The sequence below is a fragment of the Vulcanisaeta souniana JCM 11219 genome, from assembly GCF_026000775.1.
In the GTDB taxonomy this organism is placed as follows: Archaea; Thermoproteota; Thermoprotei; order Thermoproteales; family Thermocladiaceae; genus Vulcanisaeta; species Vulcanisaeta souniana.
In genome coordinates this window covers 1,374,869-1,393,190 of record NZ_AP026830.1, presented here as the reverse complement: position 1 = coordinate 1,393,190, position 18,322 = coordinate 1,374,869, and the positions used below count along the sequence as shown (strand labels likewise).

The 18,322-nt window shown below is 53.6% G+C and carries 13 protein-coding genes and 2 rRNA genes; 9 read left to right on the top strand and 6 right to left on the bottom strand.

Annotated features, from left to right (window positions below):
• Positions 1–2: 2 nt before the first annotated feature.
• The 4 genes from Vsou_RS07515 to Vsou_RS07500 form a co-directional block, all read right to left on the bottom strand.
• On the bottom strand, positions 3–368 hold the full coding sequence (locus tag Vsou_RS07515; RefSeq protein WP_054843860.1) for a hypothetical protein: 366 nt from the start codon (positions 366–368) through the stop codon (positions 3–5).
• Positions 369–446: 78 nt separating this feature from the next.
• Positions 447–1,235 (bottom strand): P-loop NTPase family protein, encoded by a 789-nt coding sequence (locus Vsou_RS07510; RefSeq protein ID WP_188602965.1) that lies wholly within the window; start codon positions 1,233–1,235, stop codon positions 447–449.
• Between the two features lie 982 nt (positions 1,236–2,217).
• A complete protein-coding gene (locus Vsou_RS07505) occupies positions 2,218–2,565 on the bottom strand; it encodes a hypothetical protein (RefSeq protein ID WP_054843862.1) in 348 nt (115 codons plus the stop codon).
• Positions 2,562–2,978 carry a hypothetical protein gene (locus tag Vsou_RS07500; RefSeq protein ID WP_054843863.1) on the bottom strand — a complete coding sequence of 139 codons (417 nt, stop codon included), beginning with the start codon at positions 2,976–2,978 and terminating at the stop codon, positions 2,562–2,564. Before Vsou_RS07500 ends, Vsou_RS07505 begins: the two co-directional genes overlap by 4 nt.
• Positions 2,979–3,462: 484 nt before the next feature.
• Here Vsou_RS07500 and Vsou_RS07495 point away from each other — a divergent pair, with 484 nt between their 5' ends.
• The 8 genes from Vsou_RS07495 to Vsou_RS07460 all read left to right on the top strand — a co-directional run bounded on the left by Vsou_RS07495 (position 3,463) and on the right by Vsou_RS07460 (position 14,730).
• Entirely contained in the window at positions 3,463–6,303 is a 2,841-nt protein-coding gene (locus Vsou_RS07495; protein WP_188602964.1) for a DEAD/DEAH box helicase, read from the top strand.
• A 216-nt stretch (positions 6,304–6,519) separates the two neighbouring features.
• Positions 6,520–8,032: ribosomal RNA gene (locus Vsou_RS07490) — 16S ribosomal RNA — on the top strand.
• A gap of 52 nt (positions 8,033–8,084) precedes the next feature.
• Positions 8,085–11,153 (top strand): 23S ribosomal RNA (locus Vsou_RS07485).
• Together the 16S and 23S rRNA genes form the textbook arrangement of a ribosomal RNA operon.
• Positions 11,154–11,609: 456 nt before the next feature.
• The gene (locus Vsou_RS07480) at positions 11,610–12,467 is read left to right on the top strand and encodes an S-methyl-5'-thioadenosine phosphorylase (RefSeq protein ID WP_188602963.1); all 858 of its coding nucleotides are present in this window, start codon (positions 11,610–11,612) and stop codon (positions 12,465–12,467) included.
• A 90-nt stretch (positions 12,468–12,557) separates the two neighbouring features.
• Positions 12,558–13,139: a hypothetical protein gene (locus tag Vsou_RS07475; protein WP_188602962.1), complete on the top strand. Its 582-nt coding sequence runs from the start codon at positions 12,558–12,560 to the stop codon at positions 13,137–13,139.
• Positions 13,140–13,306: 167 nt separating this feature from the next.
• The gene (locus Vsou_RS07470) at positions 13,307–13,687 is read left to right on the top strand and encodes an SUI1 family translation initiation factor (protein WP_229709769.1); all 381 of its coding nucleotides are present in this window, start codon (positions 13,307–13,309) and stop codon (positions 13,685–13,687) included.
• Positions 13,688–13,689: 2 nt separating this feature from the next.
• Positions 13,690–14,103 (top strand): hypothetical protein, encoded by a 414-nt coding sequence (locus Vsou_RS07465; protein WP_188602961.1) that lies wholly within the window; start codon positions 13,690–13,692, stop codon positions 14,101–14,103.
• Between the two features lie 33 nt (positions 14,104–14,136).
• Entirely contained in the window at positions 14,137–14,730 is a 594-nt protein-coding gene (locus Vsou_RS07460; RefSeq protein WP_188602960.1) for a DNA-directed RNA polymerase, read from the top strand.
• A 17-nt stretch (positions 14,731–14,747) separates the two neighbouring features.
• Here Vsou_RS07460 and Vsou_RS07455 read toward each other — a convergent pair whose 3' ends face one another.
• Positions 14,748–16,307, bottom strand: a complete 1,560-nt coding sequence (locus Vsou_RS07455; RefSeq protein ID WP_188602959.1) for a hypothetical protein — start codon at positions 16,305–16,307, stop codon at positions 14,748–14,750.
• Positions 16,307–17,047, bottom strand: coding sequence for an ABC transporter ATP-binding protein (locus Vsou_RS07450; RefSeq protein ID WP_188602958.1), 741 nt, complete (start codon positions 17,045–17,047; stop codon positions 16,307–16,309). The genes Vsou_RS07455 and Vsou_RS07450 overlap by 1 nt, the downstream gene beginning before the upstream one ends.
• A 99-nt stretch (positions 17,048–17,146) precedes the next feature.
• On the opposite strand from Vsou_RS07450, the gene Vsou_RS07445 reads away from it, so the two are divergent.
• Positions 17,147–18,316 (top strand): MFS transporter, encoded by a 1,170-nt coding sequence (locus Vsou_RS07445; RefSeq protein WP_188602957.1) that lies wholly within the window; start codon positions 17,147–17,149, stop codon positions 18,314–18,316.
• Positions 18,317–18,322: the final 6 nt, after the last annotated feature.

The following is an 18,322-nucleotide window of genomic DNA, read 5'->3' as shown; positions in this document are numbered from 1 at the left end:
GGTTAAATCAAGGATGATAGGTGGTTCATGACCATGTTCATGAAGTTATTAAGTGCGGTGGCTATTGTCGTCAAACCCACTGAGTTAAGTACGGCAGGCAGTATGCCCATTAATAAGACGAGAACCACGCCCATCGTAACCATTGAGCCTATTATTCGCCTAATGCTGGACCATTCAATGAGTGAGTACCCAATCAAGGATTGAACAAGGGCGAGAAAACCAACTAGGACCAAGCCAGCTATGGTTATTAGTATGAGTACGGCGGCCACGAATGCCATGAAATTAATTGCATTATTCACAATACCCTGAATGGCACCCTCGGCAGTGGTGAAGGGATTTGTTGCATTTACACTGAGCAGTATTGTCATGGCATTTAATGACCACTAAGTCCTTAATTAAGGTTAAACAACGTAGGAACCACAATGCACCAGAATCAGTGTGATTCCCTAGTGCCTAATGGCCCTGAACAGTTTGTTTAGTGCGTTATCAGCGAAGCCAAGTCTATTCAGGTAGCTTGGGCCGAGTAGGTTTTTGGCAGTCGTCACCAGTTCCTCAATGGGTTTCGTGTAAGGCATTAAGGCGTAGTACCACTTCAGGGAGATCTCAACGCCAATTATGGCGTACGGGTCCCACCTATAGACAAGCTTCGCCTTAACACCATCAGCCCCAAACTCCCTACTAACCCTCTCAAACCTGGCCTCACCTGTGAAGCCCAGGTCATCCGTGAGCCTAAGGAAGGTTCTGAAGTTAGTGGGCTCACCGACAACAAAGAAGGGGGACTCAGGGGTAACCTTGAGGTAGTGCCTACAGCCCTCCATGGAGGCCCTATTACAAACCTTAACAATCCTACTGCCAGGGTAAGCCTCGAGAACTCTCTCCATGGAAACCACGGAGTCCGGCTCATAGGAACTAACCACAACAAGGGCATCAGCCCTACTGAGCAAATCAACGAACTCGGGCTGGGCGAGGCTCATTGGCGGCAGGTCAACAATAGCCAGGCCCCCGTAGTCCTGTGGAGGCAGGCCCTGCTTGATCTTCACCAACCTCGACAACCTATTAACGCCATCAACGAAGTCACTTAGGTAGTAATAAACGCCAGTACACACGCCCAGGTTGCACGAGTAATCAAACAACTCATGACTAAAGCCCCTAAGCGAAAGTATGGCTGACAAACCAAGGGCAACCGTACTCTTCCCTGTACCTCCCTTACTGCCACTGGCCACCAGTATTAGCATTTTGGTTCCGGTTATGACGACCTTAATGTAGTACTTAAATCACTTTCGGTTTGCCCTCTGGGGTTTTGCGAGGGTATTATCGGCCATGCCTTGGTTTGTGCCTGTGGCCACCCCCTCGTGACTGCCCTGGGTTTACCGCTCATTAATACATACGTGACCTTGCATCTTTGTTTGGCTATGTCATTGCCCAAGCCTTTACTTGCCTAGCAACCTTGACCTCCAGGTAATAGCCGCCTTTGCATTCCTGATGATCCTGCATGGGTTAGTTGCAACAACCCGGAGTACTCCCCGTGTAGGATCACAACCGCAATTTAAGTGCAAACCACGCCCACTACGTAGCCCCACCCCTTCTCGAAGCAACTACGGCAGTACCCACAATCTCTAAGCCTAGCTATATTTAATTTCCTTCACGTTTAAAAATTCTCAGCGGTACCATAAATCTCATACCACTAAGAAAAAGCGGGCTAGTCTCTCCCGGAGCTCATTGCCTCATGTTGCCATACTTAGTATTATTAAACCTACAGCAATTATCCCTAACATGAGAGCGTATGAGATATATGGGTACCCGTAAACCACCAAGTAATATATGGCAATAGGTAGTAGTTCTAAGTTAGAGATCACGTTAACAATGTTCTCCTTTCTCTTTGGGGTTAGGATCTTAAATCCTCTTGCTTCCAAGTTCAGTGCGGTGGCGAGACTTACTCCTGCTATAACGTCCCAACCTAGAGTCAGGAGGTTTGGATCCCTGATGTAAAATGGGAAAAAGAATAAGACCTCACCGGAGAAAATTCCCAGGGTTGAGGTAGATATCCATGAGGAGGATATGACTGAGTAAAGAATAAAGGTTCCTAGTGCGTAGAGGAGGGCTATCGTTTTACGAAATATTTCTTGGCATTATGATAGCCCTCCTTGGGGCGTGTAATAGAACCCAGCCATGCCTAATACACAGAGTAGTATTCCTATGAAGTAAAGAGTTAGGCTTTTAGGTTTGGACTTGGGAAGGGTTAATATTGAAAAGAATAGTAGATTTATCGATGAGAAGGCACTTGCAGCCCCCTATTCCATCCTTCGGAATTAGGTAGTAGAAGATGATGTTTCCTAATACGAATAGGATTCCACCACCCATGCTGACTAGAAATGGCTTGAACCTAATTCTCTTCATCCCCCTTATGTTGAGTAAGGCAGAGAATCCCAAGGCGATCATCATAACCACAAACAATGATCCTTGAGGACTACCACTGGGTACTATTTCCTGGGATACTAGAAACCAGACTGAGTAGGTAAGGGAAGAGAGTAGAGATGCCATGTAGCCCATTAGGTTACTTTTCATGGTCTCATCCTAGTTATAATGATGTAGATAAACACCGAAACCGCCGTAAGGAAGATTACCATGATTAATTCAAGTTGAAGGCTAACCACCTTCGGAATGTTTAAGCTTGCCTCAACAGCTTGGACCGCAGTTAATACCAATAGTATGTACTCCAATCTTTCTAGCTTCTTATTCTCCGCCAACTGATACTTAACATCCAGCTCCCTGTTTATGCTCACCAATGCATCCCTGACCTTTGCGTAAAGATCCGTTATTCTCATCCTCCTCTGGCCATACTCAATTACCCTTCTAGTGGACTCGTATACTGCAACATCCAGTACATTTAGCTCCATTAATTTTCTATATATTCTATTCTCCGTTTCCACCAGTGCCTCGTATTCCTCCTCTATTTTGCTTAATCTCTTATTATTCAAGAAATGATACAGAGAAATAAGAATGGTAAATTGCTCCCTAAGTAGCTCTAGCTCTCCAGCATATCCTGCCTCTAGGGCTATTTCCACTGCGTATTGTGGAAAGTCCTTGGAATTCAGGGAGGGGAATTGGGATTAATTCCTCAAAAGTGTCCTCAGGCTTAACCCTAAAGATTATGAGCACCGCAGATGACTCATAATACACATCAACTCCTTTAACAACACTTATAGACCTGTTCCTAGGGCACACTTAACTCAGAGACATGGAACTTCAGGAAACGCCACCAACCCAAGCCATCCCCTTAATGCATATACCCCTTATAACAACGCACCACCAATAACACGGCTTTTAAGCCATTGACCCAGTAATTAAGAACACTGGGACTAACGTTACCCACCAAGCCCACCGCCGCATCCGTGGTGGCGCCCAGTATGGGTAGACAGACTCATAAAGCCCAGAAACGCATTAGCCACGTCGGGCGTGCCGATGAACAGTTTTTGGAGGAGGTACCTAAATCCAAGGCTTGTAGGGATCCTTGGGGAATTTGGTTACCTAGAGCCGACGCCTATTCAAGTAGAGGCAATACCCAGGGTGCTCAGCGGCGTTCATGTTTTAATCACGGCACCCACGGGTAGTGGAAAGACCGAGGCAGCGATATTCCCAATAATGAGCAAAATACTTAGTGAGGGTTTAACAAGCGGCGTCGCGGTCATCTACATAACGCCCGCGAGGGCCCTAAATAGGGACGTGAACATTAGGCTCAGGGAAATAGCCAGTAGGCTTGGCATAACCACGGCGGTTAGGCACGGCGACACCCCAGAGAGCGAACGTAGGAGGCAGGTTAGGGAGCCACCCCTGATACTCATAACAACACCGGAGACACTCCAGGTAATATTAACCATGAGGAACATGAGGAGGGCGCTTAGGAACGTCAAGTGGGTAGTGATTGACGAGCTCCATGAGTTGATGAATGACGAGAGAGGTGCCCAACTATCCATAGCCCTGGAGAGACTAGTCAACATAACCGGTGAGTACCAGAGGATTGGGCTCTCCGCGACAATAGGAAACACCGAACTGGCCAGCCAATTCCTAGCCGGCATAGGCAGGCCAGTGGAGGTGGTGAGCGCTGACGTGAGTAGGGAAGTGGAGATAAGCGTTGAATACCCAGAAACCACTGAGGAGGACGTGGGACTAGCCGAGGAATTAAACACCTTGCCAGAGACTGCGGCAAGGCTCAGGAGGATCACGGAAATAATAAACAACCACAGGACAACCCTCGTATTCACAAACACCAGGGAGGAAGCCGAACTACTAGGGCATAGACTAGGTAGAGTGCTCGGCGACAACGCCGTGGGCGTCTACCACGGCTCACTGGACAGGGAGGAAAGGGAGGAGCTCGAGGAGGGCCTGAGAAACGGCAGGATCAGGGCAGTAGTGACCACGTCAAGCCTCGAACTAGGCATAGACATAGGCCACATAGACGCCGTAATCCAATACTCAAGCCCCAGACAGGTCACAAAGCTAATCCAGAGAGTCGGCAGGAGTGGGCACAGGCTTGGTAGAAGGGCCGTTGGCTACGTAATAACAAGGGACACCGACGACTACCTAGAATCCCTCGTAATAGCCAGGAGGGCCCTAAACAACGAACTAGAGCGGGAAGTTGAGTACCACAAGAAGGCGCTCGACGTACTCCACCACCAAATCGCCGGCATAGTCATTGAGACCAAGATAGAGGGCAGGGCATTGACGATAAACGAGATCCTAAACACAGTGAGGAAAGCACACCCATACAGGGAGTTAACACCCGAGGAGTTACTCGAGGTCCTAAAATTCATGGAAAGCAGTAGGTTCATTAGGATCAACGAGGACGGTACCATAACACCAAGGAGAGGACTCCACAGATACTACTTCGAGAACATATCCATGATACCAGACCAAAAACACTACAGGGCCAGGGACATGGTGACAAATAGAGTGATCGGCGAATTAGACGAAGAGTTCGTGGAAACCACCGAGACAGGCACACAGGTAATACTGGCAGGCAGACCCTGGAGAATAATAAGCACAGACCACGAAAAGGGCGAGGTCGTGCTAGAACCACTGAACCAAGTCCTAAACGCAGTACCCACGTGGGTCGGCGAGGAAATACCAGTACCCACAGAGGTGGCGCAGGAAACCTGCCAATTAAGACAGGAACTAATAAGCGCCGTAAATAACGGGCAGGAAACAACGGGAATATTCATTAATTACCCAGCGAACCAAACACCAACAGACGTAATCGAGGAACTAGGACAACAAGCCAAGACAGAAGTAACGAAATTCACTGACACAGTAACAATAGAGTGGAGAGGAAGAGACGCCGTAATCCACGCCTGCCTAGGCACAAAGGGAAACCAAGCACTAGCCATATACCTAGCCAGATACATAAGCCAGAGATACAGGGTAGTCGCAACCTACGTGACAGACCCATACAGGGTACTCATAACAACACCAATAAGCATACCACCCCAGGCAATAACCGAAGCCCTAAACCAAAGCCCAGACTACGTAGAGGAGGAGTTAAGGGAGGCCGTAAGAGGCACAAGACTCTACAAGTACAGATTCATACACGTCGCCAGGAGATTCGGGATACTACCCAAGGAGTCTGTTGACGTAAACATCGAAAGGCTGGCAGCGGCGCTCAGGGACACCGTGGTAGACAAAGAAATCACCAGGGAAATACTCACCGAAAAAATAAACCCAACACCACTCAGGCAACTCATAAATAGCATTAAGAAGGGAAAAACAACAATAAGGATCATCAAGGCAGAACAATACACACCAATAGCCCAACACATCATAAACCAAGCCAGCAAAATAGACGCAGCAGTCCAGGGGATACCAACAACCACAATACTACAACTACTAAAGAAAAGAATCGAGGAAAGGGAAGTAACACTACTATGCCTAAACTGCGGATGGCACACAACAATGAAGGTCAAATACATACCAGAACAAGTCAAATGCCCAAGATGCAGAATGAGACAAATAGCCGTACTAAAGTACGGAGAAAACCCAGCTAAAACCTACGAGATAACCAGGAAGGCAAGAAGAAACCAAAGACTAACAAGGGAGGAGCAGGAAAAATGGCAGGAACTAACACAAACAGCCCTGGCAGTCCTACAATACGGCAAAAAAGCCATAATAGCCCTAGCAGCACACGGAGTAGGACCAACAACAGCAATCAGGAAAGTCCTACCAAAGGCAAAGACAGAACAAGAGCTCTACCAACAAATACTAGAGGCAGAACGACAATACCAAAAAACAAAACCCTTCTGGAACGAATAACACATCCCAGGTTAAACAACAAAACAAACCCAACCAACACACCGGCAAAACAACCACGAAAAACACGAGGAAAAAACTTATAAAGTACAAAAACAATGACACCTCCGCACAATGAGTCCCCAAGCAAACCACCCGGGGACCGCCCGGACGGAAGCTTGGGGATGATCCAACCCCAACCACACCTAACCCCAATCCCGAACAAAACCCATCCCCAAGAAACCGGTTGATCCTGCCGGACCCGACCGCTATCGGGGTGGGGCTAAGCCATGCGAGTCGTACGCCCGGGGACCGCCGGGCGTGGCGCACGGCTCAGTAACACGTGCCTAACCTACCCTCGGGAGGGAGATAACCCCGGGAAACTGGGGCTAATCCCCCACAGGAGAGGGCGCTGGAAGGCCCCTTCTCCGAAATGGATTACGGCCGATCTGCCGCAATCCGCCCGAGGATGGGGGCACGGCCCATCATGGTAGTTGGCGGGGTAACGGCCCGCCAAGCCGAAGACGGGTGGGGGCCGTGAGAGCGGGAGCCCCGAGATGGGCACTGAGACAAGGGCCCAGGCCCTACGGGGTGCAGCAGGCGCGAAAACTCCGCAATGCGGGAAACCGTGACGGGGCCACCCCGAGTGCCGCCCGAAGAGGGCGGCTTTTGCCCGGTGCAAAAAGCCGGGCGAATAAGCGGGGGGCAAGTCTGGTGTCAGCCGCCGCGGTAATACCAGCCCCGCGAGTGGTCGGGGTGCTTACTGGGCCTAAAGCGCCCGTAGCCGGCCCGGTAAGTCGCCCCTGAAATCCACGGGCTCAACCCGTGGGCTGGGGGCGAAACTGCCGGGCTTGGGGGCGGGAGAGGCCGAGGGTACTCCCGGGGTAGGGGCGAAATCCGATAATCCCGGGAGGACCACCAGTGGCGAAGGCGCTCGGCTGGAACGCGCCCGACGGTGAGGGGCGAAAGCTGGGGGAGCAAAGGGGATTAGATACCCCTGTAGTCCCAGCTGTAAACTATGCGGGCCAGCTGTTGGACGGGCTTAGAGCCCGCCCAGTGGCGGAGGGAAGCCGTTAAGCCCGCCGCCTGGGGAGTACGGCCGCAAGGCTGAAACTTAAAGGAATTGGCGGGGGGGCACCACAAGGGGTGAAGCTTGCGGCTTAATTGGAGTCAACGCCGGAAACCTTACCCGGGGCGACAGCAGGATGATGGCCAGGCTAACGACCTTGCCGGACGAGCTGAGAGGAGGTGCATGGCCGTCGTCAGCTCGTGCCGCGAGGTGTCCGGTTAAGTCCGGCAACGAGCGAGACCCCCACCCCTAGTTGCTACCCGGTCCTTCGGGACCGGGGGCACACTAGGGGGACTGCCGGCGTAAGCCGGAGGAAGGAGGGGGCCACGGCAGGTCAGTATGCCCCGAAACCCCGGGGCTGCACGCGAGCTGCAATGGCGGGGACAGCGGGATCCGACCCCGAAAGGGGAAGGCAATCCCGTAAACCCCGCCCCAGTAGGGATCGAGGGCTGCAACTCGCCCTCGTGAACGTGGAATCCCTAGTAACCGCGTGTCACCAACGCGCGGTGAATACGTCCCTGCCCCTTGCACACACCGCCCGTCGCGCCACCCGAGGGAGCCCCCAACGAGGCCTCTTCTTTCCAGGGTAACCCCCTGGGGAGGGGAGGACGAGTTGGGGGCTCCCGAGGGGGGCGAAGTCGTAACAAGGTGGCCGTAGGGGAACCTGCGGCCGGATCACCTCCTCTGGGGATGGGTTGTTCAAAGGGATTGGGGTGGTGCTCACCTTGACCAAACTACCACCCGCACCAGCAAGCCACCCGGTGGATGGCTCGGCTCGGGCGCCGAGGAAGGGCGTGGCAAGCTGCGATAAGCCCGGGGTAGGCGCAGGCAGCCTTTGAACCCGGGATCCCTGAATAGGGCTTCCTGCTCGGGCCGAATAGGCTCGGGCGCTCCGGGGTTTCCCTCGGAGCGGGAACCCCCCGAACGGAAACATCTTAGTAGGGGGAGGAAGGGAAACCAACAGGGACCCCCCGAGTAGGGGCGACCGAAAGGGGGTTAGCCCAAACCAAACCCTCGCGGGATAACCGTGGGGGGATGTGGGGTTGAGGGCTCGGGTACCGCTGGGGCAGCCTAGCCGAAGTGGGCTGGAAAGCCCCGCCGTAGAGGGTGATAGCCCCGTAGGCCAAAGGTTGCCTAGCGGAGTCCCGGTGTCCCGGAGTACCACGCCTTGGTTTTGGCGTGGGAAGCTGGGGGCCACTGGCCCCTAAGGCTAAGTATGTCCCGAGACCGATAGTGCACTAGTACCGTGAGGGAACGCTGAAAAGAACCCCGAAAGGGGAGTGAAAAGAGCCTGAAACCGGGTGGCTAAAGGAGGGGCGGCTTGAAAGGGTGCCCTCCCCTGAAGGAAACCGGGGTGAACCCGGGAGTACGAGGGGAGGGTCCAGGGTCGCCCCTTCCGTCTAGAAACACGGGCCGGGGAGTTCCCGTCCGTGGCGAGCCTAAGGGGGTTGAGCCCCGAAGGTGTAGGGAAACCGAAAAGCCCGTAGCGGGGGTGACTCCGTGAGGGGCTGGGTCTTAATGGGCCCGTAGTCACGGGCGGGAGACCCGAAACCGGGCGATCTAGCCCTGGGCAGGGTGAAGCGGGGCGAAAGCCCCGTGGAGGCCCGAAAGGGTTCTGATGTGCAATTCGTTCCCATGACCTGGGGCTAGGGGCAAAAGACCAATCAAGCCCGGTGATAGCTGGTTCCCCCCGAAGCGGGTCCCAGCCCGGTCTCCCTGGAGGAAGCTTACGGGGTAGAGCACTGATCGGGGATGCAGGGGCCGAAAGGCCCCGGTCCCCGGTCAAACTCCGAACCCGTGGGCTCCGAAGAAGGGGGGAGGCGGGTTCCTCGGGGTAAGCCTGAGGGCCGAGAGGGAAACAACCCAGACTGGGGTTAAGGCCCCTAAGTGCGGGCTAAGTGTCAACCTAGAAGGGTGTCCCCCGCCCAAGACAGCGGGGCCGTGGGCCTAGAAGCAGCCATCGGCTAAGAAGTGGGTAACACCTTACCCGCTGAGGCGGGGGGCCCCGAAGATGTCTAGGGACTCAAGCCCGCCGCCGAGACCCCAGCCCGCGGATCGTTGGTCCGCGTGGGGTAGGGGGGCGCGGCCATGGGGTAGAAGCCGAGCCGTGAGGTTCGGTGGACCCGTGGTCGATGCAGATCCCGGTGGTAGTAGCAGCGAAGAGGGGTGGGAATCCCCTCCGCCGGAAAGGACAAGGGTTCCATGGCAACGATAATCAGCCATGGGTTAGCCGGTCCTAAGGCGGGGCCTAATTGGTACCCGCCGAAGGGGAAACGGGTTAATATTCCCGTGCCGTGGGGGTAGGTCTCGCGGTAACGCAGGCCCCATTCCCGACGCCTCGGGATAGGGTGGGCGGGGGAATACTCCGTTTAACCGCTGAAGGCCGGGGAGTGCCGTAATGGCGAGAACCGGCTGAAGGCGGGAATAGCCGGGCCTTGAGCCTGGTCCACCTGACTCCTGGGGTCCATGAAAAGGGGATGGGGAACGAGCCCCCACGACCGTACCGAGAACCGACGCAGGTGTTCCTGGGTGAAAAGCCCAAGGCGGCTCGGGTGACCCCGGGCCAGGGAACTCGGCAAATTAGCCCTGTAACTTCGGGAGAAGGGGTGCCCGCGGTTTTGGTGGTTACCCCACTGGAACCGCGGGTCGCAGTGGCAAGGGGGACCTGACTGTTTAACAAAAACATAGGTCCCCGCTAGCCCGTAAGGGTGTGTACGGGGGCTGAATCCTGGCCACTGGCGGTACGTGAAACCCGGGTCCAACCGGGCGAAGCGCCGCTGAAGGCCGGGGGTAACTCTGACCCTCTTAAGGTAGCCAAATGCCTTGCCGGGTAAGTTCCGGCGTGCATGAATGGATCAACGAGGTCCCCACTGTCCCGGCCCGGGGCCCGGCGAACCCACCTCCGGGTGCAGAGTCCTGGGACCCCCGACGGGGCGAGAAGACCCTGTGGAGCTTTACTGCAGCCCGTCGTTGGGGTGCGGGAGGGGGTGCATAGCGTAGGTGGGAGCGATGAAACGCGGCCTCTGGGCCGCGTGGATGCGCCAATGAAACACCACCCACTCTCTCCCGCACCCCTAACTCCGGGTAGTACCCGGGGGACAGCGGCGGGTGGGCAGTTCGGCTGGGGCGGCACACCCCTGAAAGGATATCAGGGGTGCCCAATGCTCGGCTCAGGCGGGTCAGAACTCCGCCGTAGAGGGCAAGGCCAAATGCCGGGCTGACTGCGCCCTTGAACGCAAGGGGCGCAGGGGGGAAACCCGGGCTTAGCGAACGCTCGTGCCCCCACCAGTGGGGGCCGGGCATGACAGAAAAGTTACCCCAGGAGTAACCGGCTCGTCGCGGGTGAGAGTTCCCATCGACCCCGCGGTTTGGTACCCAGACGTCGTCTCTTCCCATCCTGGGGGTGCAGCAGCCCCCAAGGGTGGGGCTGCCCGCCCATTAAAGGGGAACGTGAGATGGGTTCAGACCGTCGTGAGACAGGTCGGACTCTACCTGTCGGGGGTGCTGGCCGCCTGAGGGGAAGGTGCCCTCAGTACGAGAGGAACGGGGCGCCGCGGCCTCTAGTCTACCGGTTGTCCTACAGGGCAGAGCCGGGCAGCCACGCCGTAGGGGATAACCGCTGAAGGCATCTAAGCGGGAAGCCCTCCCCGAAAAGAGGCGGCCGCTCGGTGCCCGGTGGGTTTCCCTACCGGGTGCCGGGTGAGGGTCCCCGTAGAAGACGGGGTTGATGGGGTGGGGGTGTAACCTCCGAGGGTTTTCCCGAGGGGGGAGCCCGCCACTCCCAATCGCCCCAGGTGTGGGTGGTGGGGTTTAATGGGTGGGTGCCTAGGGTGTGGTTGGGGTTGGTCCCTTTACGAAAACTATTCTCTCCAGTTCCTAGTTAATGTTTTAGGTTTAGCCGTGGGGTGAGGATTGACCTGGCTTTAGTGCTTATGGGTTTGGGTGGTTGTTGCTTTGTGTTTGGTGTGGCTTTGTAATCGTTGGGTTTCGTGTGTAATCCTGCTGGTGATTAGTGGGGGTAATTGCTTTATGGGTCTATTACGAAACAACGCAGGACACTGTATAAAGACGCTGAGGAAGGCATTTAGAATTGGGTATGTCTCACAGCTTCAACCAGGCTTCCTCCAACCGACAGCGTCTCAAGCCGAGTGATGGGGGTGGTTGTCATAATCAGTACTGCCGTGGGGGATCACGGCCGTTGGTGTGAATTGGTTGTGTCGTGTGGGTAACGCTTTTATAGTTTCTTTTCCTCAGCTTTACCGTGGTTGGGGTTAGGAAGTTGACGGTTACTAGGGCGCCTGTGAGTCCAAGTGAGTTGGGTGTTGATTCGTTGCCTTATGTCGGTGTTATTGGTGGTAGTGGACTTTATGAGGCTGGGTTCTTTAGTGAGTATTTTGAGGTTCAGCTTCACACGCCTTATGGGTTGCCCAGTGATAATGTGGTGATTGGTAGGGTTGGTGGTGAGTGGGTTGCGTTCCTGCCTAGGCATGGTCGTGGGCATAGGTACCCGCCGCATAGGATACCGTATAGGGCGAATGCATGGGCTTTGTGGGCGTTGGGTGTTAGGGCTGTGATTAGTGTTAGTGCTGTGGGTAGTCTTAGGCAGGACTTTGCGCCTGGTGACTTCGTTATTCCCGATCAATTCTTTGATGCGACTAAGGGTAGGGAGTACACGTTCTTTGATGGGCCTAGGACCTGCCATATACAGATTGGTCTTGAGCCTTTTAACCCCGTAATTAATCAACTGCTCTATGAGGAGGCCTCCAGGGTTAATAGGACCCACCTTGGCGGGTGCTATGTGTGTATTGAGGGCCCGAGGTTTAGTACTAAGGCTGAGTCTAGGGTTTGGAGGGATGTTTATGGCTGTGACATAATTGGGATGACGCTCGTGCCGGAGATTAACCTTGTGCGTGAGCTCGGCATGTGTTACTCACTGCTTGCCCTGGTGACTGACTACGACATTTGGGTTCCGCATCAGCCTGTTACGGCTGACTTGGTGGAGAGGGTTATGGGTGAGAAGCTGGAGCTTGCGCGTAAGGTCCTGCTGAATGTAATACCGAGGATGCCCAGGGATGTTCATGTTAAGTGTGAGGAGGTTCTTGGGAATGCCTGTGTTTGATCGTGGGTTTGCGCACTTTAACTAACCGGTTTTTATTCAGGTTGTTGACTTGGGTTATTTATTTAACCCAGGTTGGGGGGATCCACATGTATGGTTGTGATTGAGTTGGGTAGGAGGGGTTTAACGAAGTTTCCCGTGATTTCCCTTGAGGATTTGGAGGCCTTATTCAAGGCCTCCAGTGTTGAGTTGGGTAGGAGGTTTGGGGCCCGTAGGGTTGGTGATCAGTACCTACTGCCTATCCAGGCGGTTCCGTGGTTCACACTAATTGATCTTGGCCGTGAGTACCCAATTAACGGCCTCGTAATTAAGGGTGTCGTCATTGACGGACCTCTTAACAAGCCCTGGTTCAGCGTTGTCCTTGGTCTCCTGGCCGGTGATTACGTGCTTGGGGTCTCGGTTGTTGGCCGTAGGGCAATGGGCTGCAGGTCATTCCCGCTTAATCCACCCCTCGATCTTTGGGACCTACCGAGGGGGTTGGCGTTCCCCAGGCTCACTGCGGTTGTTAATGAGGTTAATGGTGGGTCCATCGATGTCTCCGCTCCAATGAACTGTCTTGGGGCTCTCGGCCTTAATCCCAATCAATCAACCCGCTTCCTCCTCGTCTACACGGGGCTTGTGAGCGTTGGTAGTAGGATATTCATTGACCTCAGCAATTCCTCGCTAAGTACCTAGGGTCCTTCCTGGGTGCAAGGCTTCCCCTTGAAATGGAGCTTTCTTCCTTACGGATTCATATGGCCTCCCTAATCATTCCTGGGTCGGGTTATGGTTTGGGTTGGTTAGGTTCCTTGTTTGTTCCTGGTCAGTGGCCTCCGTGTTTTTGAAACGCAAAAGATATAAATATGGGCGTTGTGTTAGGTATTTGGTCCATGAGCGGAGAAGGTCAGGGAGATATAGTTGATGAGTTGCTTTCGTCGGTGCTTGGTGGTGAGAGTGGTAGTGAGGCGGAGATCGCGAAGGAACAGGCCCTTGTTAGGGTTAGGGTTGAAAGGAGGAGGAGGCACTTGGTGACTGTAATTGAGTTTGATAGTTCCGATGTTAAGGCCCTGGACATTGATGGTATTGCCAAGGAGCTTAAGCGTAGGCTTGCAGCTGGTGGTACTGTTAGGGAGAATTCAATTGAGGTTCAGGGTGACCAGAGGCAGAGGGTTAAGAAGTTACTCGTTGAGATGGGGTTTAGGGAGGAGAACATTCTTATTGACGAGACCATTACGGAGACCTAGGGATGAGTATCAACAGGGATGAAGCCCTAATCAAATACCTAGGGAGTGAGTTACCGGTTAGGATAGGTGAGGTGCTTTCTGGTGATGAAAGGACGATTATCAGGGACCTGGCGGGGCTATGCATGGAGACATTGAATAAGTCCTGCAATGCCCTTGGCATTGAGTGCAGCGGTGATGAGGCTAGTAATGCCTGGAGGGTCATTGAGAGGGTCATTGAGTTAAGCGGCGAGTTTGTCCTTGCTAGGTACATGGCGGTTGTTGTTGGTTCCGAATTCATTGCGTCCAGGGCTAGCCCAGTGATCATAAGCATGCTCAGTAGGGACTTGCTCACGTGCCTAGAGAAGGTTAGGGTGATAGTCCTTAAGATGGTTGAGATGGGTAAGTCGTGGAGGGAGGCCTATGGGTTGGGTGATTAGGTTTTTAAATCCTCCCCTTAAAACGAACCCTGCATGTTCAGGGTTTTGACCCTTGAGGACTACATTAGGATTCCGCCCAGCAGGTTTGGTGAACCCCTGGAGAGGGTTGCCTTCGAGGTTTTGTGGAACCAGTATGTGGGTAGGGTTGAGAGGGATGTGGGTGTTTACGTGGCTATCTTCGACGTTGAGACCAGTAGGAGGGGCGTGGTAATATTCGGCGATGGGGCCACGTACAATAGGGTCCGGTTCAAGGCCCTGGTCTACACACCGCTTGTTAATGAGGTTGTTGAGGGTGAGGTGGTTAGGACCGAGGACTTTGGGGCGTTCGTTAGGATTGGGCCCATTGATGCGTTGATACATAGGACTCAGATGATGGAGGATAACGTGGTCCTCTACGACAAGCAGAGTGGGGCCTTCGTGGGCGAGCGCAGTAGGCGTAGGCTTGGTAGGGGTGATGTGGTTAGGGCTAGGGTCGTGGGGGTTAGCTACGTGACGGCGGGTAACAGGGACGTGGTTAGGGTTAGCCTAACCCTTAGGCAGCCAATGCTTGGTAAGCTTGAGTGGATTGAGGAGGAACTCAGCGGCGCCAAGAAGAGGGCGCAGACAAAGGCTCAGCAAAAGCAATAGGGCTGTATTGGCCATTATTATTCCCGTCTAATCAACTTGGTTAGGGCTAGGGTTAGTATTGTGATTTCCAATACCCCAGTGATTAGTAGGGCTGTGGTTGAGGTTGTGTAGTTCATTGTTATTATCTGGGTTGTTATGAAGGCTATTATGGGTATTGCCGATGTGGTCATTATCAGTAGGGTGTTGATGAGGTTTAGTATGGCGAGGGCCTGGGAGCCGTTTAGGTAGTCCCTGACCTCCAGTTCGAAGATTATTGCCGACATTATTGTTGAGGCCACTGGGGATAACACGGTCGAGGCCGCGGCGGGTACCGCGTAGGCATTCCTCATTAGGAGGAGCATGATTATTATTGGCGTGGTGAGTATGTAGTACGTGGTGGCCACCATGGGTATCTTAGCCAGCACCCTCTTGATGGGCGTCACGGGCGTCGTGAGTATTATGGGCAGTGCGGAGTACTCGGCGTTGTACATAATCACGGGTAGGAAGGATACTATGAATGCCATTGGGGATATGTATGTCATTATGCCGATCATTGCCTCCACGGGGTTTAATTGGGCGTTGCGTATCGTCATTGCCATAGATGCGTAGAGGAACAGGGCCATTATTAAGCCGCCAATAACCATGCCCAGGGAACCCCTGGCACTGAGTACATGCTTCATGTAGTACCTCACCATGCCGAGGAACTGGCCCCTAAACCTAAACCCACCCAGTGGTTTCCTCTTGGTAATGAGTGACTCAGGGCCGCCTGGCGTTCTCGGCATGAGTAGACGCGTGCCAGCACTACCCATTAGGTAGGCGTCGATGATTAGGAGGATCGTCATAGTCACCACTGAGTTAACAAGGGCCGCGGCGTATCTACCGATCAATGGGTCCCCCACCAACGGTATGTACTGGGCGATCCCTGGGTTTATTAATTGCGGCGATGCCTCACTAAGCATGAGTAGGGCTAGGGCTATCACCCAGGTTGCGGTGTTCGTGATCACCATGAACGCCCTAGTCCAGAGCCCACTCGCTGAGCCTCCCCTACTGATCACCGTGTCCAGGGCTAGGACGCTGAGTAGCGGGCCCATTAACCCAAGTAACACAGCCTGTGTTGTGATTATTATTGGTGTTGGTGTGCGTAGTATTATGGATGCCGTTATGGCGAGGACCATTGCCGTGAGCAGTGGCGCATCCACAGCCCTAACCACGGCGATTATGGAAACAAGTCTAATGCGTCTTTCACTGAAGCCGAGTATCCTCAGTAGCTCCCCCGTTGTCGTGTTTCCCATTACAGAGATCGCCAGTGGTGAGAGGAGCATGTATATTAGTAGTATCGTGAAGTACATGGTTAGGTAGTCATAGGGTGGGAACACGAATATTGAGGCCGGGTCCCTCCAGCGCAGTAATGCGCTTGTAATTGCTGGTGAGGCGAGGTACATGATCATCATTATTGACGCCACCACCTTAATGACCCTATAACCGTCAACAACCCTCTCAATCCTAGTGGGCCTAGCTCCGGTCCTCCTGGACTGGGTTATCGCTTGCACCACCAACTCCCTATAGATAAGCCCACCAAGCCTCCAGTAATCCCTCATTAAAGTCCCTCCATTAACTCCCTAATCTCCTCCTCAGCCCTTATGGCCCTTAGGAAGGCATCCTCTAGATTGCCTGCATTTGCGGCACTCATGATCTCCCTGGGCGTCCCCTCCATCATTAACCTACCACTACTCACAATACCAATCCTCGTACAAACCCTCTCCGCAACCTCCATTATGTGCGTCGTGAAGAGTATTGAGCCCCCAGACTCAAGGTGCCTCTGCATCAACTCCTTGACAACCCTGACGGACTTGGCATCAAGGTAGTTGAAGGGCTCATCCATGAGTAGGAGCCTAGGCCTATGCATTAGGGCCGCCACTATGGCCACCTTCTGCCTATTGCCCGCCGAGAGAGACATTATTGGCCTATCAATGAACTCCTCAAGGCCCAGGGCCCTAACCAAGGCCTCCACGTACCTCGAATCCCCAACACCCCTCACGGAGCCCACGAATTCCAGGAAGTCCCTCGGGCTCAGGGTCTCCAGGACAAGCGGTGTCTCGAGGACGGCGCCGACGTTGTTCATGACCTCGGGCCTCGGCGGCCCCATACTAAGTATGTCTATGACGCCATCATACCTCACGAGGCCGAGCACCGCCTTAATCGTAGATGTCTTACCAGCGCCATTGGGACCGAGGAGGCAGTAGGTCTCCCCGGACCTTACGCAGGTGTTTAGGCCGTCGACGGCGGCCTTACTCCCGTACTTGACGGTTAGTTTTTCAATTCTCAATGCACAACCCATTCAATTAAGCACTAACCCACTCGCTTTTATTACTTTACTCGGGCCATTAACTAACTTACTGATTATGTTTAAATCAATAATTTTCCATTACCTAGTGAGATGCATAGGAGTGTTTACTTGATTTTAATGATCAAGGGGTTGAGGACCTTTGTCTTTGGCATGGTCAGTGTGTTGACGCCTATTTACCTGGCAATGCTGGGTTTCCCACCAACCTACGTTGGCGTCTCCCTATTCCTGATGGTCCTCGGTAATGTTTTCTCGAATTTATTACTGACGTGGTTTGGTGATGTGATTGGTAGGAGGAGGTTATTGATTGTTTTTAGTATCCTCATGTTCACATCAGGCCTACTGCTATTTTCATCATCACTATACCCAGTATTAGCCCTGGCGTTGTTTATGGGTAACATAAGTACGACGGGTACTGAGGCAGGTCCCTTCCAGTCCGTTGAGGTTGGCGTGCTACCTAGGTTCACGGGCAATGGGTTGGGTAGGGCCTTGGGTATTTACAACCTCCTTGGCTACTCAGCCTCATCACTGGGCGCCCTTGCCTCATCATTACCAGCCTACCTGGGGGATAAACTGGTGTTTGTTAGGTCGATGTACCTCATATACGCCATGGCCGGTTTAGTCATGGTTATCGCCTACGGCGCCCTGGGCAATATTGAGGCTGGCAGGAGGAGACCGGGACTGAGGGGTTTGGGTAGGGCCGCCATTGCCGACATTAGGAATTTATCAATACTATTCTCTGCGGATGCCTTTGGCGGTGGGTTGGTTACGCAGTCCCTACTATCCTACTGGTTTTACATTCGTTACGGCGTATCCCTGGGGAAGTTGGGGCTTGTTTTCATGGTTGTTAATGTGGTTACGGCGGCCTCGCTGGTGATCGCACCGTTGATTGCGGAGAGGATTGGTAATTTGAGGACCATGGTCTACACACACATAGTGTCCAACGTATTCCTAATTCTCATACCACTCGCTGGTTCATTCACGGGAAGCCTCACACTCCTCCTACTTAGGCAGGGTGTTTCCCAGATGGATGTCCCGACTAGGCAGGCATTCATGGCTCAGGTATTTAGTGATGAGGAGAGGGTTCCGGCGAATGCCATTACGAACACCGCGAGGAGCATTGGTTCCCTACCGGGGCCGTTAATAGTTGGTGACTTAATATCCCAGGGGCTCTACTCCCTACCATTCATAATAAGTGGGTTTATGAAGATGGCGTATGACCTGACGATATACCTCATGTACAGGGGTAGGGTCGTGAGGTAGGGCCGC